Annotated in this window: 14 protein-coding genes; 7 read left to right on the top strand and 7 right to left on the bottom strand. The window is 69.6% G+C overall.

The window, feature by feature from the left end; genetic code table 11:
• The first annotated feature begins 1 nt into the window (after window position 1).
• Window positions 2-1,015, top strand: coding sequence for an ABC transporter ATP-binding protein (locus AC3ENO_RS10875; RefSeq protein ID WP_434970708.1), 1,014 nt, complete (start codon window positions 2-4; stop codon window positions 1,013-1,015).
• A complete protein-coding gene (locus tag AC3ENO_RS10870; RefSeq protein WP_434970635.1) occupies window positions 1,012-1,776 on the top strand; it encodes an ABC transporter ATP-binding protein in 765 nt (254 codons plus the stop codon). The genes AC3ENO_RS10875 and AC3ENO_RS10870 overlap by 4 nt, the downstream gene beginning before the upstream one ends.
• Before the next feature lie 221 nt (window positions 1,777-1,997).
• Here AC3ENO_RS10870 and AC3ENO_RS10865 read toward each other — a convergent pair whose 3' ends face one another.
• On the bottom strand, window positions 1,998-3,269 hold the full coding sequence (locus tag AC3ENO_RS10865) for an ABC transporter substrate-binding protein (protein WP_434970634.1): 1,272 nt from the start codon (window positions 3,267-3,269) through the stop codon (window positions 1,998-2,000).
• A 241-nt stretch (window positions 3,270-3,510) separates the two neighbouring features.
• Here AC3ENO_RS10865 and AC3ENO_RS10860 point away from each other — a divergent pair, with 241 nt between their 5' ends.
• The 3 genes from AC3ENO_RS10860 to AC3ENO_RS10850 are packed head-to-tail and all read left to right on the top strand — an operon-like array spanning window position 3,511 to window position 6,475.
• A complete protein-coding gene (locus AC3ENO_RS10860; RefSeq protein WP_434970633.1) occupies window positions 3,511-3,717 on the top strand; it encodes a heavy-metal-associated domain-containing protein in 207 nt (68 codons plus the stop codon).
• Window positions 3,714-6,110 carry a heavy metal translocating P-type ATPase gene (locus AC3ENO_RS10855; RefSeq protein WP_434970632.1) on the top strand — a complete coding sequence of 799 codons (2,397 nt, stop codon included), beginning with the start codon at window positions 3,714-3,716 and terminating at the stop codon, window positions 6,108-6,110. The genes AC3ENO_RS10860 and AC3ENO_RS10855 overlap by 4 nt, the downstream gene beginning before the upstream one ends.
• Window positions 6,107-6,475 carry a metal-sensitive transcriptional regulator gene (locus tag AC3ENO_RS10850; protein ID WP_434970631.1) on the top strand — a complete coding sequence of 123 codons (369 nt, stop codon included), beginning with the start codon at window positions 6,107-6,109 and terminating at the stop codon, window positions 6,473-6,475. The genes AC3ENO_RS10855 and AC3ENO_RS10850 overlap by 4 nt, the downstream gene beginning before the upstream one ends.
• 363 nt (window positions 6,476-6,838) lie before the next feature.
• On the opposite strand, the gene rarD is transcribed toward AC3ENO_RS10850, so the two are convergent.
• Together rarD and groES are read right to left on the bottom strand one after the other, a co-directional pair.
• Window positions 6,839-7,780, bottom strand: coding sequence for an EamA family transporter RarD (rarD, locus tag AC3ENO_RS10845; RefSeq protein WP_434970707.1), 942 nt, complete (start codon window positions 7,778-7,780; stop codon window positions 6,839-6,841).
• Window positions 7,781-8,167: 387 nt separating this feature from the next.
• Window positions 8,168-8,464: a co-chaperone GroES gene (gene groES, locus AC3ENO_RS10840; RefSeq protein WP_341577724.1), complete on the bottom strand. Its 297-nt coding sequence runs from the start codon at window positions 8,462-8,464 to the stop codon at window positions 8,168-8,170.
• 348 nt (window positions 8,465-8,812) lie between these two features.
• Between groES and AC3ENO_RS10835 the strand changes: the two genes are divergently transcribed.
• Both AC3ENO_RS10835 and AC3ENO_RS10830 read left to right on the top strand, forming a co-directional pair.
• Window positions 8,813-10,177: an extracellular catalytic domain type 1 short-chain-length polyhydroxyalkanoate depolymerase gene (locus AC3ENO_RS10835; protein WP_434970630.1), complete on the top strand. Its 1,365-nt coding sequence runs from the start codon at window positions 8,813-8,815 to the stop codon at window positions 10,175-10,177.
• Window positions 10,178-10,217: 40 nt separating this feature from the next.
• Window positions 10,218-11,417, top strand: a complete 1,200-nt coding sequence (locus AC3ENO_RS10830; protein WP_434970629.1) for a class I SAM-dependent methyltransferase — start codon at window positions 10,218-10,220, stop codon at window positions 11,415-11,417.
• Between the two features lie 101 nt (window positions 11,418-11,518).
• Here the strand turns inward: AC3ENO_RS10830 and AC3ENO_RS10825 are convergent, their stop codons facing one another.
• Genes AC3ENO_RS10825 through tsaB form a run of 4 tightly spaced genes read right to left on the bottom strand, consistent with a single transcriptional unit; the run spans window position 11,519 to window position 14,245 of the window.
• The gene (locus AC3ENO_RS10825; RefSeq protein ID WP_434970628.1) at window positions 11,519-11,887 is read right to left on the bottom strand and encodes a hypothetical protein; all 369 of its coding nucleotides are present in this window, start codon (window positions 11,885-11,887) and stop codon (window positions 11,519-11,521) included.
• Window positions 11,884-13,005, bottom strand: a complete 1,122-nt coding sequence (gene tsaD, locus AC3ENO_RS10820) for a tRNA (adenosine(37)-N6)-threonylcarbamoyltransferase complex transferase subunit TsaD (RefSeq protein ID WP_434970627.1) — start codon at window positions 13,003-13,005, stop codon at window positions 11,884-11,886. The genes AC3ENO_RS10825 and tsaD overlap by 4 nt, the downstream gene beginning before the upstream one ends.
• Complete coding sequence (rimI, locus tag AC3ENO_RS10815) at window positions 13,002-13,502, bottom strand: ribosomal protein S18-alanine N-acetyltransferase (protein ID WP_434970626.1); 501 nt, start codon at window positions 13,500-13,502, stop codon at window positions 13,002-13,004. The genes tsaD and rimI overlap by 4 nt, the downstream gene beginning before the upstream one ends.
• Window positions 13,499-14,245 carry a tRNA (adenosine(37)-N6)-threonylcarbamoyltransferase complex dimerization subunit type 1 TsaB gene (gene tsaB / locus AC3ENO_RS10810; protein ID WP_434970625.1) on the bottom strand — a complete coding sequence of 249 codons (747 nt, stop codon included), beginning with the start codon at window positions 14,243-14,245 and terminating at the stop codon, window positions 13,499-13,501. The genes rimI and tsaB overlap by 4 nt, the downstream gene beginning before the upstream one ends.
• Between the last annotated feature and the right edge of the window lie 37 nt (window positions 14,246-14,282).

The raw sequence follows: 14,282 nt of genomic DNA, 5'->3' as shown, positions 1-14,282 counted from the left end.
ACTGGCGCCCGTAGCGCGCCCCAAGACGACCGGGCTCCACAAAGGCGAGGACCCCGATGGGCAGATCCGGCCGGGAGTCGCGAAGGTCGACCCGATCATCGTCGCCGATGGTGTCAAGCGCACCTTCGGCGGACTCACCGCCGTGGATGTCGAGCACCTCGAGATTCCGCGGAACGCGATCACGGCGCTCATCGGCCCCAACGGCGCCGGAAAGACGACCTTCTTCAACCTGCTGACCGGCTTCGACAAGCCCGACGAGGGGTCGTGGACTTTCGACGGGACAGCGCTTGCCGGGGTTCCGGCGTTCAAGGTGTCGCGGATGGGAGCGGTGCGCACGTTCCAGCTCACGAAGGCGCTGGGTCTGCTCACGGTGCTCGAGAACATGAAGCTGGGCGCCACCCACCAGCGCGGCGAGAGATTTTTCGCCTCCCTGTTCCCGTTCCTGTGGCGCACACAGGATGCCGAGATCGAAGAGCGCGCGCGGGTCCTGCTGAAGAAGTTCAAGCTCGACGCGAAGGAGTCCGACTTCGCCGCGAGCCTGTCCGGCGGCCAGCGCAAGCTTCTCGAGATGGCCCGCGCCCTGATGAGTTCTCCGCAGTTCGTCATGCTCGATGAGCCGATGGCCGGCGTGAACCCGGCGCTGACCGAATCGCTGCTGGACCACATCCTCGATCTCAAGGAAGAGGGGATGACGGTGCTGTTCGTCGAACACGACATGCACATGGTCCGTCACATCGCCGACTGGGTCGTCGTGATGGCCGAGGGCAGGATCGTCGCGGAAGGGCCACCCGACTCCGTCATGCAGAACCCCGCCGTCATCGACGCCTATCTCGGATCGCACCAGGACGTCGATCTGGGCGTCGTCACCGGTCGGGTGCCGGGTGAGCTCAACACCGCGGCCATCGAGCTGCAGCACGAGGTCGCGGAGTTCGACGCCGCGATCGAGAAGTCACACCATCACGAGTCCGACGGCGCACGGCGGCCGGCTCAGGGCACGGAGACGGAGAACTCATGACCGACGCGATCTCCACCGACGAGCGTCCTGCCGCGCGCGAGGGCACACCGGTCGTCCTCGTCGACGACGTCCACGCGGGCTACCTTCCCGGGGTGAACATCCTCAACGGCACGACGCTCACTGCCTGGGACGGCGAGCTGATCGGCATCATCGGACCGAACGGCGCCGGCAAGTCGACGCTGCTGAAGGCCATCTTCGGACAGGTCAAGGTGCGGCAGGGCGACATCTCGCTCAACGGCGAGAAGATCACGGGCCTGCGGGCGAACAAGCTCGTCGCGAAGGGCGTCGGGTTCGTGCCGCAGACCAACAACGTGTTCCCGAGCCTCACGATCGCCGAGAACCTCCAGATGGGCCTGTTCCAGCGCCCGAAGCTCTACGCCGAGCGGCTGGAGTTCGTCACGGGGATCTTCGCGGAACTCGGCAAGCGCCTCAACCAGCGTGCCGGGTCGCTGTCGGGCGGTGAGCGCCAGATGGTCGCGATGAGCCGCGCACTGATGATGGACCCGGCTGTCATTCTGCTCGACGAGCCCTCCGCGGGACTGTCGCCGGCACGTCAGGACGACGCCTTCCTGCGGGTGAGCGAGATCAACAAGGCCGGGGTCACGACGATCATGGTCGAGCAGAACGCCCGCCGGTGCCTGCAGATCTGCGACCGCGGGTATGTGCTCGATCAGGGCAAGGATGCCTACACCGGCACGGGTCGCGACCTCCTGAACGACCCGAAGGTCATCGGTCTGTACCTCGGCACCCTGGGCGCGTAAGGCCCGCCACGCGAGGCATCCAACTCTCCGGACCCGCGCGAACCCACACATTCACTCACGAGCCCACACCTTTGGTCCTGCGGATGCTGTGGGTTCGGCACTGATGCTGTGGGTTCGGCGTGCCGCACCGGATGCCGCACGACGGATGCCGCGTCGGATGGCGGAGACACAGAGGCGGGGCCCCGACCCGAAGGTCGAGGCCCCGCTGGTGTCGAGACGACTCAGCCCGCGTAGGGGACGTAGTTGTTCTCGGCGGTGTACTCGTAGATGCCGATCGTGGCCTCGGTCGGGTCGCCGACCTCGTCGAAGGTGATCGGGCCGGAGGGACCGTCGTAGTTGGCGACACCTCCGCTGTTGATGATCTCGGCGCATTCCGCGAACGTCGTGCAGACCTCGCCGTCACCGGAGCCGCCCGAGACTTCCTGCAGCTTCTCCGCGATCGCGAGCGAGTCGGTCGAACCGGCAGCCAGCGCGGCGAGCGCGAGCAGGATGACCGCGTCGTAGGACTCGGCGGCGTAGACGAACTCTGCGAGCTCCTCGTTGCCCTCGCCGACCCAGAACTCCTGCAGCGCGCTGGTGAAGTCCTCGATCGTGTCGAGGGAGAGACCGGGGTACGTGCCCTTCGCGCCCTCGAGCGAACCGCCGACGTCGACACCGTTCGTGCCGAAGTTCGACAGGTTGCCGTCGACGAAGTACAGCTGGTCTGCCGTCACACCGGCTGCGAACAGCTCGGGGAGCATGGTCGTGACCTCTTCGAACGTGATCAGGGCGATCGCGTCGGGGTTGGCCGCGACGACCTCCGAGACCTGAGCCGAGAAGTTGGTGTCACCGGTGTTGTACGTCGGGGCCGCAACGACCTCGCCGCCGGCAGCCTCGAACGCCTCGGTGACGAACTCGGCGAGTCCGGTTCCGTACGAGTCGTTGAGGACGATCATGCCGAGCGTCTGCGCACCCGACTCGGCGATCAGGTTGCCGAGCACCTCACCCTGCAGGATGTCCGACGGCGCGGTCCGGAAGTACAGGCCGTTGTCGTCGTAGGTCGTGAAGGCCGCCGAGGTGTTGGCTGGCGAGAACTGGATCACGTCCGCCCCGACCACCTGGTCGATGAACTGCAACGACACACCCGAGGATGCGGCGCCGATGATGGCCGACACGCCTTCACCGAGCAGACGCGGGATCTCGGTCTCGTAGGCCTTGTTGTCGGTGTCACCCGAGTCGCCCTGGATGAGTTCGACCTGGATGCCCATGTCGGCGGCGTTGATCTCTGCTTTGGCGAACTCGGTGCCCGCAATCTCGGGCGGGCCGAGGAAGGCGAGGTTACCGGTGACGGGCAGCGCCGTGCCGATCTTGAGATCGAGGGACTCGCCCGGCTCAGTGGAACCGCTCCCGCCGCCAGAGTCGCCGGCGCAACCCGCCAGGAAGACCGCGCTGACACCGACGACGGCGATACCGCCGAGGATCGAGCCTGCGCGGGATCGTGTGAAGACGCCCATGATGCTCCTTGCTGTGGATGGACGCGGGCCCGTGGGGCACCCGCATAGTGCCAATAACCTATCCGTGGACTGGTCTCGCGGGTGTTGCGGTGCGTTAACGATGTGTAACGCCGACGAATCGTTACCAAACGCCCCCGCCAGCCGGTCAACCCGTGCGAAACACCGAGAAGGCGCGTATCGTTGTGCTCCATACCCCTAGGGGGTACGGGTATCGATGCGAACAGCACAGGGAGAAACCGCCATGGCACAACACGAATACCTCGTCACCGGAATGACCTGCGGCCACTGCGAGCGGGCAGTGCGCGATGAGGTCTCGCGGATCCCCGGCGTCACGGCCATCGAGGTCAGCGCGTCGACGGGCCTGCTCACCGTGAGCGCCGAGACCCTCGATGACAATGCCGTCCTCAGCGCCGTCGACGAGGCCGGCTACGACGCGGCCCGGCTGTGACCACTGCCGCTCGCGCCGATCGGGGGGCCTCCCCCGCCCCGATCGAGCTCGAGATCGGCGGGATGACGTGCGCGTCGTGCGCGGCACGGATCGAGAAGCGCCTCAACCGGATGCCGGGAGTCTCGGCATCCGTCAACTACGCAACCGAGAAGGCGATCGTGCGGATCGCCGACGACACCGCGGCCGCCGGCGCACCGGTTCTCGACCGGCCGGACACCGCGGCGTTGATCGCCGAGATCGAACGCACCGGGTACACCGCGACGCTGCCCGCACCACCCCGTGACGACGAACCGGCGTCCGAGCCCGACGCCGACCCCGAGCTCCACGCGCTGCGACAGCGTCTCATCGGGGCCGTCGTGCTGTCGGTGCCCGTGATCCTTCTCGCCATGATCCCCGCCCTCCAGTTCACCTACTGGCAGTGGGCGTCGCTGGCGCTCGCGTCCCCGGTCGTGGTGTGGGCGGCGTGGCCCTTCCACCGCGCGACGGCGATCAACCTCCGTCACGGCGCGGTGACGATGGACACCCTCGTCTCGATGGGGGTGTCGGCCGCCTATCTGTGGTCCCTTTACGCGCTGTTCCTCGGCGAGGCGGGGATGCCGGGTATGTCGCACGGCTTCACGTGGATCGCCCAGCCGGGAGAGGCGGGGAGCACGATCTATCTCGAGGTCGCGGCGGGTGTGACGATGTTCCTGCTGCTCGGACGCTACCTCGAGGTGCGCGCGAAGCGGCAGGCCAGTCGCGCCGTGCGCGCGTTGCTCGAAGTCGGCGCGAAGGATGCCGCGGTGCTGCGGGGCGGCGTCGAGACGCGGGTTCCGGTCGCCCAGCTCCGGGTCGACGATGAGTTCGTCGTGCGGCCCGGCGAACGCATCGCCACCGACGGCGTGGTCGTGTCGGGAACCTCGGCGGTCGACACCTCCACGATCACCGGTGAGTCGGTGCCGGTCGAGGTACGCGAGGGCGACGCGGTCGTGGGCGCGACCGTCAACGTCGGCGGGCGGCTGATCGTCCGGGCCACCCGCGTCGGAGAGCAGACCCAGCTGGCGCAGATGGCACGCCTGGTCGAGCAGGCGCAGGCGGGCAAGGCCGAGGTGCAGCGGCTCGCCGACCGCGTCGCGGGGGTGTTCGTCCCGATCGTCATCGTGATCGCCGCAGCGACGCTCGCGACGTGGCTTCTGATCGGCGGCGGTGTGGCGATGGCGCTCACCGCCGCCATCGCGGTGCTCATCATCGCCTGCCCGTGCGCGTTGGGCCTGGCAACGCCCACCGCGCTTCTGGTCGGCAGCGGCCGCGGCGCGCAGCTGGGCATCCTCATCAAGGGCCCGCAGATCCTGGAATCGACACGACGCGTCGACACTGTCGTACTCGACAAGACCGGCACCGTCACCGAGGGACGGATGTCACTCGTCGAGGTCGTGCCCGCCGCCGGGGAGGACCCCGCGCAGGTGCTGAGCCTGGCCGGAGCCGTGGAGTCGGCATCCGAGCACCCCATCGCCCAGGCGATCGCGGCGGCCGCGCGGGAGGCTCTCCGCGTCGGGAGCGACGCGGAGCCATCGGATGCTGCGCAGGTTCGCCTCCCCGCCGTCGAGTCGTTCTCCTCGGCTCCCGGGCGCGGCGCGACGGGGGTCGTCGCCGGTCACGCCGTCGTGGTCGGGTCGGTCGCGCTGCTGGCCGAATGGTCGGTGCACCCGGATGCCGAACTCGGCCGTGCCGCGGACGCCGCTCGCGCGCAGGGGATGACCGCCGTCCTCGTCGCGTGGGACGGAAAGGCGCGTGGCCTGCTGACCGTGGCGGATTCGGTGAGGAGCTCCAGCGCGGATGCCGTGGCCCGGCTGCGCGGGCTGGGGCTGGAGCCGATCCTGCTCACGGGCGATCACGACACCGTCGCGCGGCGGGTCGGCGACGAGGTCGGCATCCGTCAGGTCATCGCGGGAGTGCTGCCGGCCGAGAAGTCGGCCCAGATCGCCGCCCTTCAAGGACGCGGCCGTGTCGTGGCGATGGTGGGCGACGGCGTCAACGATGCCGCCGCCCTCGCGCAGGCCGACCTCGGTATCGCGATGGGAACGGGCACGGATGCCGCCATCGAGGCGTCCGATCTCACCCTCGTGCGCGGCGACCTGCTGGGGGCGGTGGACGCGATCCGGCTGTCGCGCGCGACGCTGCGGACGATCCGCGGGAACCTCTTCTGGGCTTTCGCCTACAACGTCGCGGCGATTCCGCTCGCCGCGCTGGGGCTGCTGAACCCGATGATCGCCGGGGCGGCGATGGCGGCATCCAGCGTCTTCGTCGTGGGCAACAGCCTGCGGCTGCGTCGCTTTCAGAGCGTGGACCCCGCCGTCGGGTCGCGCACAGCGGCGAAAGAGAGCACAGCAGTGAACGAACGGAGACAGGGATGAGTCACGTGACCGGGCACCCGGCAGCGGCCGATTCCGCCATCGCGCACCCCACGGAGGCGGCGACGCCCCCGGAGGCCGCGGCGTCCCACCACGGGTACATCGGCGACAAGCAGCGGTATCTCAACCGCCTCAAGCGCATCGAGGGTCAAGCGCGCGGCATCCGGTCGATGATCGAGGACGAGAAGTACTGCATCGACATCCTCACTCAGATCGGCGCGGTGACGGCGGCGTTGGAGTCCGTCGCCCTCGGTCTGCTGGAGGATCACCTGCGGCACTGCGTCGTGGATGCAGCGCGACAGGGCGATGAGCAGGCCGAGGAGAAGATCCGCGAGGCCACAGCGGCTATCGCGCGCTTCGTGCGCTGAGGATCAGCTCACTGCACGGCCGGGTCGGCCTGGTCCCGCTGCGGCGGCCCGCTGCGGTGGCCCGCTGCGGTGGCCGCTGCTCAGTTGCCGCACACCGCCTGCTCGCGAAGAAGATGCGGCGTGTTGCGGCAAACGAATCGAGCGCGCCGGCGATGGCGGCCGTTCAGTTGCCGCACACCGCCTGCTCGCGAAGAAGATACGGCGTGTTGCGGCAAACGAATCGAGCGCGCCGGCGACGGCGGCCGTTCAGTTGCCGCACACCGCCTGCTCGCGAAGAAGATGCGGCGTGTTGCGGCAAACGAATCGCGGCGGGACGCCGCTCGAGGGTCGCCGACGCGGATGCGGCTCCGCGGCGCGCTCGGTTCAGGTGACCTCGGCGACGTCGCTGACCCCGCGCGAACGGCGAGCGAACACGAGCGAGTCCACGGTCAGAACCGCCAACGCGACCCAGACCAGGCCGAAGCCGATCCATCGCTCCGGCGGCATGGGTTCGCCCAGGATCCATGCGCCCGTGATGAACTGCATGATCGGCGCAATGAACTGCAGCAGTCCGACGACGGTGAGGGGTATGCGCCGCGCGCCGGCCGCGAAGAGCAGGAGGGGCACGGCTGTCGCGGCGCCGGCGAGACTGACCAGGACCGTGTGCCAGATCCCGTACGATCCGACGGTGAGTCCGCTGGTGAGCGACGTGACGACAAGCAGCACGACCGCGAGCGGTGCGAGCCAGGCCGATTCCAGTGTCAGCCCGCTGACCGCATCCACCGACGGTCCGATGCGTTTCTTGATCAGACCGTAGATGCTGAAGGATGCTGCAAGGGTAAGCGCGACCCACGGCACCGCGTTGTAGCCGACGATCGTGACGATGACTGCGAGCCCGGCGATCGCGATCGCCACCCACTGCGTCAGGCGCAGCCGCTCTCGTAGGACGAGTACGCCGAGAAGCACCGTGGCTATCGGGTTGATGAAGTACCCGAGGCTTGTCTCGATGACGTGGCCCGAGAGGGCCGCGAGGATGAACACCTGCCAGTTGACGTAGATCACCGCGCCAGCCAGCGCCGTCCAGCCGAGCAGTCGAGGCTGCCGGACGATCGCGAGAAATGGCCGCCAGGCGCGCATCACGGTCAGAAGGAGGACGCAGAAGACGAGGGAGAGCAGGATGCGCCATCCCACCAGCTCCCAGCCAGTCATCGGAGCAAGCAGGATGAAGTACAGCGGCAGGAAGCCCCAGAGGAAGTAGGCCGAGAACGCGAACACACCGCCGATAAACCGCTCGCGTGCAGCGTCCGCGGGAGCCTCCTGAGCCAGCCCCGCCGCGTCGGAGCCCGCGATCTGGGCAGCGCCGGATGCGGGAACATCCCCCGTCGCCGGTGCAGAACCCCCGTCCCCGGGGAGCGAGTCGCGCGTCACTCCCTCACTCTAGGCCCGGTCCCCGCTCCGCCCGCTCCCTGGCGCTGCACCCACACCTTCCCCGCCGAACCCACAGCATCCGTCACAAGGAATGTGTGGGCTCAGCGCGAGAGGCGTGGGCTCGGCGCGAGAGGCGTGGGCTCGGCGCGAGAGGCGTGGGCTCGGCGCGAGAGGCGTGGGGGGGTTGAGGCCGGTGGGCGGCACGCCACGCAGAGGCGGTCATGCGGAAACGACAGACGGGGCCCGGATGCCGCAGCATCCGAGCCCCGTCGAAGAGTTGTCGACTCAGCGGACGACGACCGCGAGCACGTCGCGGGCCGAGAGCACCAGGTACTCGTCGGCACCGAACTTCACCTCGGTCCCGCCGTACTTGCTGTAGATGACGCGGTCGCCGACGGCGACGTCGAGGGGAACGCGGTTGCCGTTGTCATCGATGCGACCGGGTCCGACCGCGATGACTTCGCCCTCCTGGGGCTTCTCCTTCGCGGTGTCGGGGATGACGAGACCACTCGAGGTGGTCTGCTCGGCCTCGACCTGCTTGATGACGATGCGGTCCTCGAGCGGCTTGATGGAAACCGACACGGGTCTACCTCTGCTTTCCTTGAGATACCAAGACTCGTTAGCACCCACACACTGAGAGTGCTAACGCCAGTGTATTGAAGCACTGGCACTCACGCAACGCGAGTGCCAACACGAATCCCGGCTCACCGCCTCACAAGGCCCGCTCCGCCCGCTCCGGAGATTCCGGGCGTGAGAAAGCTGCCATCCACCCCTGCTTAACCTGGTAACTGAATCATCTTTCATATAGCGTGACCCCCGTGCGATGACGCACGTTCGGCATCCGCTCGACGCAGACGGATGCTGGCTCCGACCGGGATGCCCGCGCAATGGCGCCCGGGGCGATGGCCGGAGTCGACGAAGGGATGACGCATGCTCTCTCGTTTCCGACAGCGCGCTCTCGGCGCGCTCGTGGCAGCCGGCGTGGCCGTGGCAGGCTTGACCGCTCTCGCTCCGGCGGCTCAGGCGATCACCTGTCCGCCGGGGTTCGAAACCCTGCCCGGCTGCACCAATGGCTCGGGCGGTGGCGGCTCGGGCGGATCGACGGACGGCACCGGCACGTGGACGACCGAGACGATCGCCGGGATGTCGGTGCGGCTCTACACTCCGACCACGGATGCCGCGCTTCCCGCCGGCCGGGCGTTGATGATCTCGCTCCACGGCTGTGTGCAGAAGGCGTCGGATCTGCAGTCCGCGGGCAACTGGGCCCGCACGGCCGACGAGTACGGCATGGTCGTTGCGCTTCCGGACGCCCCCAACGGCGGGGTGATCCTCGGATGCTGGGACTACTACGACGCGAACCACTCGCGCACCGCCCCGGCGCGACACGACGACAACCTGCTCTCCCTGGCCTCCACCCTCACGGCGCGCGCGAGTCTGGGAATCGACGGCGACCAGGTGTACGTGTCGGGGCTGTCCTCGGGCGGTGGACAGACGATGGTGATGGGATGCCTCGCGCCCGACGTGTTCGCCGGCATCGGCATCAACGCCGGTCCCACCGTGGGTACCTCCTCGGGGCAGATCTCGTCGGTGGCGGTGTCGAAGAACCAGGGTGTGTCGACCTGCACGAGCTTCGCCGGGTCGGCATCCGGGGCGTTCGAGACGCAGCTGACCTCCGTCGTCTACGGGAACAACGACTCCACGGTCGCGACCGGGTACAACACGCTCAACGGACAGATCATGGCGGACATCTATGACGCCGACCAGGCCTCCACCTTCGGTCTGTCCGGCTTGGCGGGCACCAACACCTCCGGCAGCGGGACGCTGTATTCCGACGCCGAGGGACCGCGGGTGTCGGTGATCCAGAACACGGGTCTCGGGCACAATTGGCCAGCCGGCGCGGGCGCGGGCGGTTCCTACATCAGCGCGAACAGCATCGACTACCCGGCGTACGTGACCGACTTCTTCTTCGACAACAACCGGCGCGTCGACCGGTCGGGCACCCCCACACCGACCCCCACACCGACGCCCACGCCGACCGGAACGCCGACGGCCACCCCGACGCCGACGGCCACCCCGACGCCGACGCCGACCAGCACGCCGACGCCGACGGACTGCGTCACCGCGACGAACGCGACCCACAAGACCGCCGGCCGGGCCACGTCGTACGGAGTGAACCCCTACAACCCCTACTACGCGGTGGGGACCCAGGACTATCTGGGGCTCGGAGACGCCACCGTCACGAGCCTGCAGCGGGTCTCGGCATCCTCGTGGGACCTCGTCAGCGGCTGCAGCTGACGCGCTCAGCGTGAGCGGCGCCCGCACCTAGGGTGGATGAATGGACATCGCCGAGGTGCGGGCGCTGCTGACGCCGGCGGGGCTCGAACTGCTGAACAGTCTGGACCCCGTCACCTCCAGCGATGAGGTCGCCCGCACGGTGTCGCGGCTGCGGAACGCGGGTCACTCCCCCGACCTGGTGTCGGCGGTCGTGACGCAGGCGCGGCTGCGCGAGCGGGCGCGTGCCAAGTTCGGCGACTTCGCGGCACGGATGCTGTTCACTCGCGCCGGTCTCGAGCAGGCGACGCGGCTCGCGGTCGCCGCCCACCACGCCGGTCGCTTCCAGCGGGCCGGGATCGCGAGCGTTGCAGACCTGGGGTGCGGGATCGGCGGCGACGCTCTCGCGCTGGCCAGTCTCGGCATCCGTGTCGACGCCGTCGATGCCGACGAGGTGACCGCCGCCCTCGCGACCGTGAACCTCTCCCCGTTCGGGCCGTCCGCGACCGTCCGGGTCGGCCGCGCCGAGGACCAGGATCTCGCGGACGTGGAAGCGGTCTGGCTGGATCCGGCGCGCCGCACGTCGGGGCACGGCGAGACGGGCCGATCGCGCGCGGACGACTGGTCCCCGTCGCTGGAATGGGTCTTCGACCTCCTCGGCAGGATGCCGGGTGGGGCAAAGCTGGGTCCGGGTCTGGATCGCGACCGGATCCCGGGAGGGCTCGAGGCGCAGTGGGTGAGCGCGGACGGCTCGACCGTCGAGCTCGTCCTGTGGTCGGGGCAGCTCGCGCGCGAGGGAGTGACCCGGTCGGCCCTCGTGCTGCGCGGGCAGCATGCTGCCGAGCTGACGGCGCCCGCGGACACCGAGGACGAACCCGTGCGCGCGATCGGGGAGTTCCTCCACGAGCCCGACGGTGCCGTCATCCGTGCCCGGCTCATCGGGCAGGTCGCCCGGTCGCTGCGCGCCGGGATGCTGTCGGAGAAGGTCGCGTACCTCACCGCCGATGAGCCGCTCACGAGCCCTTTCGTGCAGACCTTCCGCGTGCGAGAGGTGCTGCCGGCCGACACGAAGAAGCTCGCGCGGGCGCTGCGGGAGCGCGGCATCGGCATCCTCGAGATCAAGAAGCGCGGGGTGGATGTCGACCCCGCTGCGCTGCGTCAGAGCCTGCGTCTGAAGGGCGACGAGTCAGCGACCCTCATCATGACGCGCATCGCCGGCGCCCGCGCCGCGATCCTTGCCGACCGCGTGCCACCCGCATCCTGACCTGGCCACCCTTCCGTTCGGTCGCGCCCTTCTGCGCATCCGTCGCACGGTACCCGCACCGCGACGCGACCGAAACGCGTGCCCGCCCGCTGACGCGCCGGTCAGGTCAGCACGGTCCAGGCGTAGACGAGCCAGCCGAGGCTGTAGACGATCGAGACGGCGCCGAGAACGACCGCCCACACCGCGACGCGGCGGCTGTCCCGCGGATGCCGCAGCGCCATGATGCCCGAGACGATTGCGACGATCCCGATGACAAAGCCCCACCCGACGAAGAGGGAGACGGCCAGTCCGACGATCCCGAAGCCGAGGGCCCACGCGGCGAACCCCCGGTCGAAGCTCGATGCGTCAACGGGGGCGGCATCCGGTTCCCAGCCGGGACGATCCTCCGACAGGTCGGGTCCGCTGAGGGTCGTCGGCACGTCCACCGGCGCGGTGGGCAACCGCGAGAATCCGCGTCCGCGATCGCTCATGCTTCGTCCCCCACCGAGGAGGCCACCTGGATCTCGGTGACCGGCAGGGTCGAGTCCGCGCCGAACGCCATCGTCGAGGGTGCCCGTCCGGACATGATCAGTTCCGATGCGAGAGCGGCGATCATGGCCCCATTATCGGTGCACAACGACAGCGGCGGGATCCGCACGGTGACTCCCGCCGCAGCCGCCCGTTCGAGCGCGACCTCCCGCAGCCGCCGATTGGCGATCACGCCCCCGCCGAGCAGCAGGCGCGGCACACCGAGGTCCGCGCACGCCGCGAGCGCCTTCGTGACGAGCACGTCGACCACCGCTTCCCGAAAGGATGCCGCGACATCGGCGGTCGAGACGGGCTGGCCGGCGGCCTCCTGCTGTTCGACCCACCGGGCCACGGCGGTCTTCAGGCCCGAGAACGAGAAGTCGTATCGGTGCTCGGCCATGTCGCTGGCGCGAGAGAGTCCGCGCGGGAAGCGGATCGCGTTCGGGTCGCCCGCGCGGGTGCCGCCGCGCCCGTCGGATCCGGATGCCGCCGCCCGGTCGATCTCGGGCCCGCCGGGGTAGGGCAACCCGAGGATCCGGGCGATCTTGTCGAATGCTTCACCGGCGGCGTCGTCGACGGTTTCGCCGAGGAGTTCCACATCGCTCGTGAGGTCGCGCACCAGCAGAAGCGACGTGTGGCCTCCGGAGACGAGCAGCGCGACGGTCGGGTACTCCAGCGGCGGCGCATCCGGATCGAGGAGGTCGGCGGCGATGTGACCCACGAGGTGGTTCACGGCGTAGAGCGGCGCATCGAGGGCGACCGCGAGCGCCTTGGCCGCTCCCACCCCGACCATGAGGGCGCCGGCAAGGCCCGGGCCGGAGGTCACCGCCACAGCGTCGATGTCGGTGAGCTCGACCTGCGCCTCCGCGAGGGCGGCCTCGATCGTCGGCTGCAGCGCCTCCAGGTGGGCGCGCGCCGCGACCTCGGGGACGACGCCGCCGTAGCGCGCGTGCTCGTCCATGCTCGAGGCGATGGTGTTCGAGAGCAGGGTGCGGCCGCGGACGATCCCGACGCCGGTCTCGTCGCAGCTGGTCTCGATCCCGAGCACGAGAGGCTCGCGGGGCGGTCGGATGACGCTCATGAGCACACTCCCCCGGTCGCGATCGCCCCGGGCTGGCGTGCGGCGTCCCAGGAAGCGAGGTCGAGCTGCATGACGACCGCGTCGATGTCGTCGGGCTGGTAGTAGCGGGGCCGGCGCCCCACCTCGAGGAACCCGACACTGCGGTACAGGGCGCGGGCCACAGAGTTGTCCTCGCGCACGTCGAGGAACACGGTCTTCGCGCCCGCGGCGAGCGCCTCGGCCAGCAGAGCGACGAGGAGGTCGCGCCCCCTCCCCGTGCCGCGGGCGGCTTCGGCGAGCGCGATCGTCTGGATGTCGGCATCCGGGGCCCCGCGCACGGCGCGCACACCGCCGTAGCCGATCACCCGGTCGCTGTCGGCCACGACGAGGTAGATCGAATGCGGCGAGGCCAGTTCCGCCGCCATCATCGCCTCCGACCACGCGTCCGTCGGGAAGGAGGCCCGCTCGATCGCCATGATCGCGTCGAGGTCGGCGCTGGTGGCACGGCGCAGACTCATGCGCCCACCCTCCTCGGCCCGGCGGACACGGCCTTCGGCCCGGCGGACACGGCCTTCGGCCCGGCTGGCACGGTCACGTCGGGTGAGCGCAGATACAGAGCGTCGCGCGGGCCGACCTCTCGCCCGGCCGCCGACGCGCGCGCCGCGACCAGCGCGATCATCGCCGCTGACACTGCCGAGGCGTCGCGTCGCTGCGCGCCCACCTCGGCCAGGACGGCATCGAGGTCATCGCGCGGACTCAGCGCGGGCTGGGTGACCCGTACGGGCAGACCGTCGTCGTCCATGCCGGCGTAGACCGTGTAAGCGAACTCACGGCGCCTCGCATCCGTGACGACGGCGAAACGCGCCGGTTCGGCATCCGTCGCCGTCGCGCCCTCGCGCAGCGCCTCGTCGAGCAGGATGCCGAGAGCTACCGCATCATGGCTCACGACGGGGATGAGCGGCACGCCCCGCCCCAGCGCGAATGTGCGGGCGGCGGCGATGCCGACGCGCAGCCCCGTGAACGGGCCGGGGCCCATGCCCGCGGCGACCGCCGTGATGTCCGCCGCTTCTCCCGGCGTGCCGGCTCCGGCGTGGCCGAGGGGAGCATCGGCGCGCGCGGTGCCGAGCACCGTCTGCAGCAGGTCGCCGATGACCTCCGCGTGTCCGAGCGGATTCGCGCTCGAGACATCGGCCAAGACCACACCGTCGGCCTCGACGACCGCGACCGCGGTGCCGACCGAGGTATCGATGCCGAGAATCATCCTTCCAGGGTATCCGCGAGACGACCCGGGTCAGGCG

It is taken from the genome of Microbacterium sp. bgisy207 (assembly GCF_057706855.1).
This window is presented reverse-complemented; position numbering and strand designations above follow the sequence as displayed.

What these genes read in the sequence shown, in the direction of transcription:
- AC3ENO_RS10870 (WP_434970635.1), top strand. Translation starts at nt 1,012, where the DNA reads ATGACCGACGCGATCTCCACCGACGAGCGTCCTGCCGCGCGCGAGGGC.
- AC3ENO_RS10865 (WP_434970634.1), bottom strand. Translation starts at nt 3,269, where the DNA reads ATGGGCGTCTTCACACGATCCCGCGCAGGCTCGATCCTCGGCGGTATC.
- AC3ENO_RS10860 (WP_434970633.1), top strand. Translation starts at nt 3,511, where the DNA reads ATGGCACAACACGAATACCTCGTCACCGGAATGACCTGCGGCCACTGC.
- AC3ENO_RS10850 (WP_434970631.1), top strand. Translation starts at nt 6,107, where the DNA reads ATGAGTCACGTGACCGGGCACCCGGCAGCGGCCGATTCCGCCATCGCG.
- AC3ENO_RS10835 (WP_434970630.1), top strand. Translation starts at nt 8,813, where the DNA reads ATGCTCTCTCGTTTCCGACAGCGCGCTCTCGGCGCGCTCGTGGCAGCC.
- AC3ENO_RS10830 (WP_434970629.1), top strand. Translation starts at nt 10,218, where the DNA reads ATGGACATCGCCGAGGTGCGGGCGCTGCTGACGCCGGCGGGGCTCGAA.
- AC3ENO_RS10825 (WP_434970628.1), bottom strand. Translation starts at nt 11,887, where the DNA reads ATGAGCGATCGCGGACGCGGATTCTCGCGGTTGCCCACCGCGCCGGTG.
- tsaD (WP_434970627.1), bottom strand. Translation starts at nt 13,005, where the DNA reads ATGAGCGTCATCCGACCGCCCCGCGAGCCTCTCGTGCTCGGGATCGAG.
- rimI (WP_434970626.1), bottom strand. Translation starts at nt 13,502, where the DNA reads ATGAGTCTGCGCCGTGCCACCAGCGCCGACCTCGACGCGATCATGGCG.
- tsaB (WP_434970625.1), bottom strand. Translation starts at nt 14,245, where the DNA reads ATGATTCTCGGCATCGATACCTCGGTCGGCACCGCGGTCGCGGTCGTC.